The organism is Mycoplasma sp. 1199 (assembly GCF_034863365.1).
Classification (GTDB): Bacteria; Bacillota_I; Bacilli_A; order Mycoplasmatales; family Metamycoplasmataceae; genus Mycoplasmopsis.
This window is the reverse complement of sequence record NZ_JAYFFA010000005.1, coordinates 19,052-30,300: the sequence shown is the minus strand read 5'-3', so window position 1 is coordinate 30,300 and position 11,249 is coordinate 19,052. Positions and strand designations below refer to the sequence as shown.

General features: G+C 28.5%; 12 protein-coding genes and 2 tRNA genes. 8 read left to right on the top strand and 6 right to left on the bottom strand.

The window, feature by feature from the left end:
- Window positions 1-204: 204 nt before the first annotated feature.
- From VBM89_RS03050 to truB, 6 genes are all read right to left on the bottom strand, one after another.
- Window positions 205-1,032 carry a TIGR00282 family metallophosphoesterase gene (locus tag VBM89_RS03050; RefSeq protein ID WP_323188760.1) on the bottom strand — a complete coding sequence of 276 codons (828 nt, stop codon included), beginning with the start codon at window positions 1,030-1,032 and terminating at the stop codon, window positions 205-207.
- Window positions 1,033-1,074: 42 nt separating this feature from the next.
- Window positions 1,075-2,088 carry a recombinase RecA gene (recA, locus tag VBM89_RS03045; protein WP_323188759.1) on the bottom strand — a complete coding sequence of 338 codons (1,014 nt, stop codon included), beginning with the start codon at window positions 2,086-2,088 and terminating at the stop codon, window positions 1,075-1,077.
- Between the two features lie 200 nt (window positions 2,089-2,288).
- A complete protein-coding gene (gene rpsO / locus VBM89_RS03040; RefSeq protein WP_323177784.1) occupies window positions 2,289-2,555 on the bottom strand; it encodes a 30S ribosomal protein S15 in 267 nt (88 codons plus the stop codon).
- A gap of 199 nt (window positions 2,556-2,754) precedes the next feature.
- Window positions 2,755-3,612 (bottom strand): FAD synthase, encoded by an 858-nt coding sequence (locus VBM89_RS03035; protein WP_323188758.1) that lies wholly within the window; start codon window positions 3,610-3,612, stop codon window positions 2,755-2,757.
- A gap of 1 nt (window position 3,613) precedes the next feature.
- Window positions 3,614-4,429 (bottom strand): YcsE-related riboflavin metabolism phosphatase, encoded by an 816-nt coding sequence (locus tag VBM89_RS03030; RefSeq protein WP_323188757.1) that lies wholly within the window; start codon window positions 4,427-4,429, stop codon window positions 3,614-3,616.
- Window positions 4,410-5,270 (bottom strand): tRNA pseudouridine(55) synthase TruB, encoded by an 861-nt coding sequence (gene truB, locus VBM89_RS03025; protein WP_323188756.1) that lies wholly within the window; start codon window positions 5,268-5,270, stop codon window positions 4,410-4,412. The genes VBM89_RS03030 and truB overlap by 20 nt, the downstream gene beginning before the upstream one ends.
- 104 nt (window positions 5,271-5,374) lie before the next feature.
- Between truB and gmk the strand changes: the two genes are divergently transcribed.
- The 8 genes from gmk (at window position 5,375) to proS (ending at window position 11,128) form a co-directional block, all read left to right on the top strand.
- Complete coding sequence (gmk, locus tag VBM89_RS03020; RefSeq protein ID WP_257089243.1) at window positions 5,375-5,977, top strand: guanylate kinase; 603 nt, start codon at window positions 5,375-5,377, stop codon at window positions 5,975-5,977.
- Window positions 5,970-6,737, top strand: a complete 768-nt coding sequence (locus VBM89_RS03015) for a PP2C family serine/threonine-protein phosphatase (RefSeq protein WP_323188755.1) — start codon at window positions 5,970-5,972, stop codon at window positions 6,735-6,737. Before gmk ends, VBM89_RS03015 begins: the two co-directional genes overlap by 8 nt.
- The gene (locus tag VBM89_RS03010; protein ID WP_323188754.1) at window positions 6,730-7,734 is read left to right on the top strand and encodes a serine/threonine-protein kinase; all 1,005 of its coding nucleotides are present in this window, start codon (window positions 6,730-6,732) and stop codon (window positions 7,732-7,734) included. Before VBM89_RS03015 ends, VBM89_RS03010 begins: the two co-directional genes overlap by 8 nt.
- Window positions 7,734-8,591, top strand: a complete 858-nt coding sequence (gene rsgA, locus VBM89_RS03005) for a ribosome small subunit-dependent GTPase A (RefSeq protein ID WP_323188753.1) — start codon at window positions 7,734-7,736, stop codon at window positions 8,589-8,591. Before VBM89_RS03010 ends, rsgA begins: the two co-directional genes overlap by 1 nt.
- Window positions 8,569-9,255, top strand: a complete 687-nt coding sequence (locus VBM89_RS03000) for a ribulose-phosphate 3-epimerase (protein ID WP_323188752.1) — start codon at window positions 8,569-8,571, stop codon at window positions 9,253-9,255. The genes rsgA and VBM89_RS03000 overlap by 23 nt, the downstream gene beginning before the upstream one ends.
- Window positions 9,256-9,376: 121 nt before the next feature.
- A tRNA-Tyr gene (locus tag VBM89_RS02995) sits at window positions 9,377-9,460 on the top strand.
- 4 nt (window positions 9,461-9,464) lie between these two features.
- Window positions 9,465-9,539 (top strand) — tRNA-Gln (locus VBM89_RS02990).
- A 143-nt stretch (window positions 9,540-9,682) separates the two neighbouring features.
- Entirely contained in the window at window positions 9,683-11,128 is a 1,446-nt protein-coding gene (gene proS / locus VBM89_RS02985; protein WP_323188751.1) for a proline--tRNA ligase, read from the top strand.
- The last annotated feature ends 121 nt before the right edge of the window (window positions 11,129-11,249 follow it).

Below are 11,249 nucleotides of genomic sequence, written 5' to 3'. Positions count from 1 at the left end.
TATCTAGTTTTCAAAGAACTTCTTTGCTATCAAAAGCATGAATATTATAACACTAAATTAATTTCTCAAAATTTTTTTTAATTTTTTTAATGTTGAATAAAAAAACACAACTAGTTAATAATTACTAGTTGTGCCACTTAATAATTAGCTATCTAAAATTTTCTTCTCAGTCTATTTTTATTGCCCCTCTAAAATTGACTTATTTTAAATTTCTATATTATATATATTGATTGGTTTTATTGTATTCTCTCTTTTAGTGTTTAATTCAATAATTACAGCATTTAACTGTGTGTTATTTTCGCTGACAGTAAATTTCTCCCTACTGTTATATCTCATTTTTTTATAAACTTCCTCAAAGTTTGCACCGATTGCCGCATTCATAGGACCAACCATACCTACATCAGTAATATATGTAGTTCCTTTTGGTAAGATCCTATAATCATTAGTTTGAACATGTGTATGTGTTCCAACTACTGCATCGACAACTCCATCTAAATATAGACCCAGTACATTTTTCTCACTTGTTGTTTCAGCATGGAAATCAACAAAATTAAAGTCCACAGATTCTTCTTCCATAATAGAATCCATAGCATCAAAAAAGTTATTTGCACTTTCTTGTTCTCATGGACTAAGTAGATTATTAAAAGTTATACCCAACAAACTAATAACTCTTAGTTTAGAATTTTTAACCTTAAATATCTTAGCCCCACTTCCTTGATAGCCTTTATCTATGTTTAATGGTCTAATTATGTTATTCTCATTTTCTAATAGTTCATAAATTTCCTCATTAGCTCATACATGGTTTCCCATAGTAAATGCATTTATCCCTAATTCTGAAAGTTTTAAATAATCTGTTTTATTAAGGCCTTTTCTTCCAGAAATGTTTTCCCCTTGAGCAATGATGAAATCTATTTTGTATTTTTCTTTTAAAGTTCGGATATATTTTTCTACAGTTTTAATTCCTGGTTCTCCAAAAATATCTCCAAAAAATAGTATTCTAATTTTCTTATTTCTTTGCTTAGTCAAGTTCATATAGCAATTATATGACTAACAAATTAAATGTTTAACTTATTTTTAACATTTAATTTTAGTTAAAATTGCTTCTCTTAACTCATTATCATTTTCAATATAATCGTGCATATTTTTCTTTCCTTGAGCTATATTTTTGCCATTATAGCTATATCAAGAACCTTTTTTCTCAATTATTTTTTCTTCGACTGCGACATCAACAAGTTCTGAAAGCTTATCAATACCTTTCGAAAATATCAATTCGCTCTGAGCAGACGTATAAGGGGCTGATAATTTATTTTTAACGACCTTGAACCTAATTTCAGTTCCTGTATTTGATTTTCCATCTGTAATAATCGATCCTTTCCTTACTTCAACTCTTATACTTGAATAAAATTTAAGAGCACGTCCTCCCGGTGTTGTTTCTGGACTACCAAAAATAACTCCAATTTTTTCCCTCATTTGATTTATAAATAAGATTGTTGTCTTATTCTTATTTGAATTTCCTGTGATTTTTCTAAGTGCTTTTGACATTAATCTTGCTTGAGCACCAATTTGTTGATCGCCCATTTCTCCATTTAATTCAGCTTCTGGAACTAATGCAGCAACACTATCGACCACAATTAAGTCAATGAATCCTGATTTAGCTAGTGTATCGACAATTTCTAACGCTTGTTCTCCTGAACTTGGTTGAGATAAAATTAATTTATCTAGTTGAACACCAATTCTTTTAGCATATTCAGGATCTATTGATTGTTCTGCATCTATAAATGCAGCTAAACCTCCATTCTTTTGAACTTCAGCTATAGTATGTAGTGCTAAAGTTGTTTTACCACTACTTTCAGGACCATAGATTTCAATAATCTTCCCTTGTGGAAAACCACCTATACCTAAGGCTCTGTCTAGAACATAGCTACCACTATGTATAGTTTGTATATTTATTTCAGGTTTTTCACCTAAGATCATTATTGAATCATTACCAAACCTTTTTTCAATTTCATTTAAAACTGATTTTGCATTTTTCATTAATGTTGCATAATCAGGAATCGGAATGGTTGTTTCGATTTCTGTTAAATTCATTTTTCACCTCCCATTCTAATTACACAACTTTTTTAAGAAAATTTATCGCTCATTCCAAAACTGAACTAAAAAAGAACCACAAGTATCATAGTATAAATTCCCGGTTAACTATGATGACTTGTGGTTCTTTTTTATAATAACTGCAATAAAATAAAAATTAAAAATTTTTCGTTAAATGTAAAAAAATTTTAAAAAATCAATTATTTACGAATATTTAAAGCTTCAATCACTTCGTTGTATTTTTCAAAATTTGTTTCTTTTAAATGTCTTAAAAGAACTTTACGATGTGAAATTTTTGCTAAGAAGCCTCTTCTAGAATGATTATCTTTTGGGTTGTTAGCAAAGTGAGGTTTTAAAAGTTCGATATCTTCTGTTAAGATAGCGATTTGAACTGCTATATTTCCAGTATCTTTAGAATTTTTACCGAATTTTTCAGTTAATTCTAATTTTCTTTGTTTTGAAACCATAATATCTCCTTCTAATTTGAAATTATTATGTTTATAACCCAGATGTTTTATATATCAAAACTCCGAGCTATAAATTTGTGTTTTATATGAAAAAATCTGATATTTCCTAGTATCTGTAAGTTTTATTTAATAATTACATATTGCAATTATTTTTAATTATATAACTTTTTAATTAAATTGCTTTAATTCTAAATCTAATTTAATAATTAAATAATATTTCTTTAGATTTTGCAATATCAGTGTCACTTAAAAATGCTTCATATTTATTTTTAATTAATCTAACTACTTTTCTGAATTCAATAACTATTTGACTATCTGCTAAATCTTCAAGTTCAAAGTTAAATAAATCTAAATAAATCGAATGATCCAAATCAATTAATATGCTTGAATATATTACTAAATCTTCAAAATAAATCACACCTGAATATACACCTGGATGAATGTTTACTAAATTTGCAGATTTTGTGATTATTAAATCTGAATTTACATTACAACTGATTGCATAATTGAAAACTAATAATGAATTAACAAAATCTAAATCACCAAACTCTATGCTTTCCTTTAGTTTTGATGTACTGATTTTTACATTTTCAATTTTCTGAGTTGGCTCAGTAATAAATGAATAATTTTCATTTAAAGTATTCTCATTTTTTGCAAGTTCAAAATTATAACTTGCTCGATGACCGCATTTGTAATCTTCACCAGATATAAATGTGACTTTTTTATTTTGACCTAATTTATTTAAAAATAAAATTCCATCTCAATTTCTGATCGCTTCAAAATCAAGTTCAATAATTGAATCTAAATCCAATTGAGTAAGCTGCATATATTTTGCATTTTTATCTGTAAAACTAGTTCCATTATCTTTTGGCAGCAATTTGTCAGAATTAAAACAAACTAAAATAACTCTGTTATCTTCATTTTGTTTTTTTAATTCAATAGCCTTTTTATAGAGTTGATAGTGACCTAAATGAAATGAATTAAATTCACCCAAAAGAAAAATATCATTATCTTTTGTCTCAAAATCATCTAAATCATAGATTAATAAATCTTCCATATTAAATCAAACCTAATTCTTTTAATTTTAAATATGCTCCATCGTATTCTGCATCTAACATAATTTCATCAGCATATTTTTTAACACTGTTACTTGTAGTTTCTGTAGTTACACCAATATAAGCTTTTTGTAGCATATCAACATCATTTGCTCCATCACCAAAGGCAATTAAGTTTTCTTGCAATGTGAAACCAAGTCTTTCACACAACACTTCTAAAGCAGTACTTTTCATACAGTTTTTTGGACTAATGAAAATTCCATTACTTCAAGTTGAAGACACTTCCATTGATAAATTGTTGTCTTCGATGAATTTTTGCATTTCCTTACCTAATATTTTTGCATCAGGTGTGTTAATTGTAATCATATATAAATCATCATTTGATAGTTCTTTTTCATCAAAATCATAATAATTAGTCATAAACGGTCTAATAAATCAAGATCTTAAATCCATTGTAGGCGACTTAAAGACTTTATCAAAATCAGTTACTGAAAATGCAACAATTTTATCTTTGTATGCATTATAAAACTTAACAACATCTTCTTTAAGAAGAGTATTTTTGTAAATAAATTTCTCGGTTTCAAGATCATAAATAAATGATCCATTTGCTCCTACAAAGTAATTTGGTTGAAGAACTTTTAAAAAATCTCCAATTGTTGCGAATTCTCTTGCTGTAGCTAAAACTGAAACAATTCCATTTTGTTTTAATAATGGAAAAATTTTTCTTGTATTTAATGAAAATTCTCTGATCCCTTTAGCTAATAATGTCCCATCAATATCAAATGCAGCTACTTTAATATTATCTTTGATTGTTTTCATATAAATTTATCCTTTCGATCGAAACTTTTCTAGGTTTAAAAATACCTTTTATTACTTGACCAATGGCTCAAACTTCATTTTCATTTGGCGAATAAAGTAGGTAATCACCATCTTCTTTTTCAACTTTAAATTCATTACCATTTTTAATGAATTTAAAAATTTCATTATTTGAAATCATTTTTTTTAGATTTAATAATTTATCAATTTGAATTTGTTCATAGTGTTCTTCAGATAAGCCATCAACAGAAACATTTCCACAGCTTACTCTTTTTAAATAAGTCATTACACAATTTGTTCCTGCCTTTTGTGCCGTATCAACTAAAACACTTCTAACGTAGGCCCCTTCAGAAACTTTTAATTCAACTGTTGCTTCTTGAGTTTGCTCATAAAAATCAATTAAATTGTAAGTGAATATTTCTATTGGTTGTTTTCTTAATTCAACTTCCTTTTGCTCTCTTGCATACTCGTATGCTTTCTTACCATTTATCTTTTTTGCGCTATATATAGGTGGTATTTGAAATTTTAACGTTTTAACGTACTCCATTGCTTCAAGAAATTCTTGTTTTGTAATTGGTTTATTATTTAGCATTTCAACCTTACCATCAACATCATACGTGTCGCTTTTGTAATTGAATTTACATTTTGCTATATAAGTTTTAGTTTTGTCAGCAATATAAGGCAACAATTTAGTTTCGAAATCTGTTGCAAAAATTATTAAACCGCTTGCTAATGGATCTAAAATTCCAGAATGGCCTATTTTTTTGGCACCCAATTCTTTTTGTAAACCTCTAATAGTTTTATTTGAAAAATCGCCACTTTTTTTATGATATTTGTAAAACATAATGCACCTACTTTTAGTATTTAAATTTTATAAGAAAAAATAATATTAATTTAATATTATTTGCAAAGTTATTCAATCACAAAAGTGCTATAATACTTTCAACTATGAATACATCTAAAAATCCAATTATTATTTTCACTGGACCTAGTGGTGTAGGAAAAGGGACAGTTGAAAGATTATTATTCGAATACGATGAGTTAAACTTATCGTTATCTTGTTCTGCTACAACGAGACTTCCTAGAGAAGGGGAGTTAGATGGTATTCATTACTATTTCATTGATAGAGATAGATTCAGAGACAAAATTAAAAGTAGAAAATTTCTTGAATTTTCTTACCATTTAGATAATTATTATGGAACTTTATATTCTGAGTTAGATAAGATTCATAAAAAACATAAAGTGCCTATGTTAGAAATAGAAACAAATGGTGCTAAACAAGTTATTAAGAAGTTCACTCAAGATACAAGAGAAGCTGATAAATACCACTTAATAACTATATTTTTAGCTCCACCATCAGTTGATGATTTAAGAAAAAGAATTTTAAACCGTGGTTCTGAAAATCCACAAACTCTTAAGAGTAGACTTAAAAAAGCTGAAGAAGAAATTGCTGATTCACACATTTTCCAATACATTGTTGTAAATGATGTTCCTGAAAGAGCGGCAGAAGAAATCAGAAGCATTCTACACAAGGAGCTTGGAATTGAGTAGTTTCTATTTTGAATCATTACAAGGTATTAGACCTAAAAACGATGATAGAGTAGCTGTATTTGAAAATGATACAGCTTATTTATCTATTCTATGTGATGGAATTGGTGGACAACCACACGGTGACACGGCTGCTCAAACAATAATTTCAAGATTTAAAACAGAATTTGAAAGCATTGGAACTCTTAATTCAGCAATTGCTATTGAATATTTTATAAAAAACACATTCGACAAAGTTCATAATGATTTTTACAACTTAATCAAAGAAGATCCATCAAAATTTACAATGGGTTCAACTTGTGTTGGATATTATTTTTCTAAATTGTTAAATTCACTTGTGATTTTTAACATCGGTGATAGTAGATGTTATTTATTAATTAAAAAATCTAAAAAAACAGAACTTAAGTTGATGACAAGAGACCACAACTTATTAAATAAGCTTACTGAAGAAAATAAAGATTCATCAACTTTTTCAGATAGCTATTTAAGATTGCTTGTTAATGCTATTAGCTACAATAACAAAAAACATTTTGATGTTGACTTATTTGTTTTAGATCCAAAATCATTAGATATTATTGAGTGAATTTTATTAACTTCAGATGGTATTCACGAATTTGTTTCAACTTCAGAAATTGAAAATATTTTAACATCAACCAATTATCCTGAAGAGGCTACTAAAAAGATAGTCTCAGAGGCACAAAAGAATAAATCAAGTGATAATATGAGTATAGTTTTACAAAGATTGAGAGGTACAAATGAGTAAATTAAATGAACAAATTAATTTAAATCCTCAATCTAATATTTATAAAAAATACGATGTTCAAAGAATTCTTGGAACAGGAGGAATGGGAACTGTTTTTTTGGCTACATTCAAGAATGATAAAAACAAAAAAGTAGCAATTAAATATCTAAATAATATTTTTAATGAAACTGAAGCTAAAAGATTTGAAGATGAAGCTAAATTACTCTCAAAAGTAAAATCTAAGTACTTACCAAGTTTTTATGAGCATCATAAAAGTTCATCTGAAGAATACTATGTTATGGAATATATTAGTGGCTTGACATTACACGACCACATTCGAAAACATACATCCTTAAGCGCTAAAAAAGCAAGATCATACATTATGGAAATCGCTGAAGGAATAGGCGAACTTCATGCGCACGGAATTATTCACAGGGATATAAAAAGTCAAAATATCATAATTACTAATGACCAAAAAATTAAAATCCTAGACCTTGGTATTTCATTAACCCCTGAATCACAAAGATTAACAAGAGAAAATGCAGTTATTTGTAGCCCATATTATGCAGCGCCTGAATACTCAATTAAAAACCACAAAATAACAAAAGCTGTTGATATTTATGCTTTAGGTGTTTTATTGTTTGAAATGTTAACTGGAACTTACCCTTACAAAAGCGAACACGAGCACGAAACAATAACATTGCATTATAAAGGCACATTCCCATCAGCTAGAAACTTTACTGATATCCCTCAAGCATTGGATAATGTTATCTTGAAAGCTACAGCTAAAAAACCTGCAGATAGATATGAAACTGTTTTTGAATTTAAAAAAGCGGTCAGCGAATCACTTGATTCATCAAAAATGTTTGAGATACCATTGAAACCTGGTAAAGCTAAACAAAAGAAAAAACTTAGCAATATTATAAACAGCAATGCTTTCCTAATTACAATGATTGTTATTATTCTCGTAATAATTCTTGCAGTAGTTTTATGATTCACAATTTGAGGTAACAATTAATGATTTACAAAGTCACAAAAATTGTCGCAGGAATTTATACATTGCAAAATAATCAAGGTGAGATTTTAAATATACCTGCAGCAGGTAAATTAAGATACCAAAATCAAACACCTATTGTTGGAGATAATGTTTTAGTTGAGAATAATCAATTAAAGGAAATCTTAGAAAGAAAAAACGAGTTCATAAGACCCAAAGTTGCAAACGTTGATCAAATGATTGTTGTAATGTCTGTTAAGGATCCACAATTTCAATTTTTTTTAGTTGATAAATATCTTGCGATTATTGAATTTAAGAAAATTAAGCCAATTATCTTTTTAACCAAGACTGATTTGGATTCTGAATACTCTAGAGAAATTTATGAGTATTACTCAAATATGGGTTATAAAGTATTTTTAATCGATAATCTAAAACCATCAAGCTACATAAATGAAGTTAAACAAATATTTAAAGACAAATATTCTGTTTTTATGGGTCAAAGTGGTGTTGGAAAAACAACAACTATCAATAATTTGGGTCAATTTAGCTTTGACACTCAAGAAATTTCTAAGGCACTAGGAAGAGGAAAACATACAACAAGAGTTGTCTCAATAATCCCTTTTAATGATGGTTATGTTATTGATACGCCTGGTTTTTCATCCTTAAATTTGGATTTAACACCAGTTGAATTGGCACAAAGTTTTGAAACATTTTATGAGTTATCAAAACTTTGCAAATTCAGAAACTGCTTGCACATAAACGAAAAAGATCAAGACTGTGCTATTAAGCAACAAATTAACACTAAGCTAGTTCCTTTAAAACGTTATGAAAATTATGTAAAATTAAATCAAGAAATTAATGAAAATAAAAGAGGATTTTAATATGACAAAATATGTAACACCAAGTTTATTAAATGTTGAAAAAGAAAACAGATTAGCAATGGCTAATACATTGGTTGAAAATGGTATCAAATGAATTCACTATGATGTTATGGATGGAAAATTTGTTCCTAACACAGCAATTCAAGTAGAAGAAATTGAAAACATCAATAAAAATGGTTTAAAACACCTTAAAGATGCTCATTTAATGGTTGTTAACCCTTATGATTATATAGACCAAATTAAAGATGTAGTTGATATCATCACATTCCACTTTGAAGCTATCAAAGATGATCTTAAAAAATTTGATGAATTTTTAACTCAAAAATATGATGAATTAAAAATCGGTTTAGCAATCAAACCAGCTACATCAGTTGATGAAATTAAGCCATTTTTAGATAGATTAGCTCTTGTTTTAGTTATGTCAGTAGAACCAGGTGCTGGAGGGCAAAAATTTATGCCATCTGCATTAGAAAAAATTGCTTACTTAAAAGATTTGAAAATTGAAAATGGTTGCGAATACTTAATTCAAGTTGATGGAGGAATTAACAATGTAACTGGACCAGAAGCTTTTAAAGCAGGTGCTGATGCATGTGTCGCAGGAACATACATTGTTGTTGAACCAACAAAAGAAAGAATTCAATCAGTTTTAGGACACCATAGATAATTTTAGAAAAAGCAACAATTGTTGCTTTTTCTTTTTATATTTTTTCACTCTTATATAACCTAATAAAAAACATTTTTTTATTTTCAAAATATTTTTTTTGTTTTATAATATTGATGTGTTTGGGGGGATAGCAAAGCGGCCAAATGCGGGTGGCTGTAACCCACTTTCTTCGGATTCGGGGGTTCGAATCCCTCTCCCCCCACCATGATTGCCCCATAGCCAAGCGGTAAGGCAGTGGGTTTTGGTTCCACGATGCGTTAGTTCGAATCTAACTGGGGCAGCCATATCACCGAAAGGTGTTTTTTTATTACCTTTTTTGCATTATTTTTTTTATTAAAAATGCAATTTTTGAATAAAAATAGTTTAAATTTGCACTTTTTGAATTTTGACCTCTTAAATTTATCTTTTGTGCTAAAATTTAAAAACTATGAATAACAACAAACAATTAGACAAAATTACACCATTAGAACAAGACTTCACTCAATGATATACAGACGTTGTTCAAAACGGAAAATTAATGATGTACGGACCTACAAAAGGTACAATGTTTTTACTCCCTAACTCATACGGGATTTGAGAACTAATTCAAGAAAATTTAAATAAAGCATTCAAAGAAAAAAATGTCCAAAATGTTAACTTACCATTATTAATTCCTGAATCACTTTTCAACAAAGAAAAAGAACACATTGATGGATTCAATCCTGAACTTGCTACAGTTACAATGGCCGGTAATAAAGAGTTAGATGAGAAACTTTTTATTAGACCTACATCAGAGGTTTTATTTGCGCACTTATTTAAAAACTCAATTCAATCATATAAAGATTTACCAATGATCTACAACCAATGAGTAAGTGTTATTAGATGAGAAAAAACAACTAGACCATTTTTAAGATCTAGAGAATTCTTATGACAAGAAGGGCATACAGCTCATTCATCATCATTGGAAGCTAGAACTCTTTCGAAAGAAATGATTAAAGTGTATTCTAAATTCCTTAAAAAATACCTTGCTATTCCTACTATTATAGGTAAGAAAACGCCGAATGAAAAATTCGCAGGTGCATGTACAACTTGAACAATTGAAGCTATGATGAAAAATGGATATGCTCTTCAAGCAGGAACTAGCCACTATTTAGCTCAAAACTTCTCAAAACCTTTTGAAATTCTTTTTAAAAATGAAAAGAATGAATTTGAAAATGTTTATCAAACTTCATGAGGTTGCACAACTAGATTAATTGGTGCACTTATTATGACACATGGTGACAATAGAGGAATTATCATCCCTCCTTATGTTGCTCCTGTTCAAGTTGATATTTTAGAATTATTCGCAAATAAAAATCCACAAATTCATGAAACAGCTAAAAAACTTTTCGCTGACCTTTCAAGAAAATTCCGTGTTAGATTAGATGATACTGATAAAAACCCAGGTTTCAAAGCTTCTAACTCAGAAATCCAAGGAGTTCCATTAAGAATTGAACTTGGACCTAAAGATTTAGAAAACAATCAAGTTACAATCGTTAGAAGAGATACTCTTGAAAAATCACAAGTAGCAATTAAAGATGTTAAAAATGTTATTTCAGACTTATTAAAACAAATTCATGATAATTTATATGAACAAGCCGAACAAAGATTAATTAATAATCAAGAATACGTTTATAACTACGAAGATTTCAAATCAAAAATAGCTGAAAACAAGTTTGTTATTGCTCCATTTTGCTGTGATGGAAATGTTGAAGATCAAATTAAAGAAGACACCGGAGCAACAGCAAGATGCATTCCTCTTTCCTTAGATAAGCCAATCAAGGATGTTGAGTGTTTTTGAGAAGGTTGTGATAAGAAAACAAGTAGATATGTAGTCTTTGCAAAGGCATATTAAAAATGATGTTGTACATCATTTTTTTATATTCTATTTTTGCATTAAATGTGAACAAAGTAATGCCTTTGTTCTTTTTTAGTATTTTTTTGTTCAAAATCGATAATTTTTTTACAAAATAAGT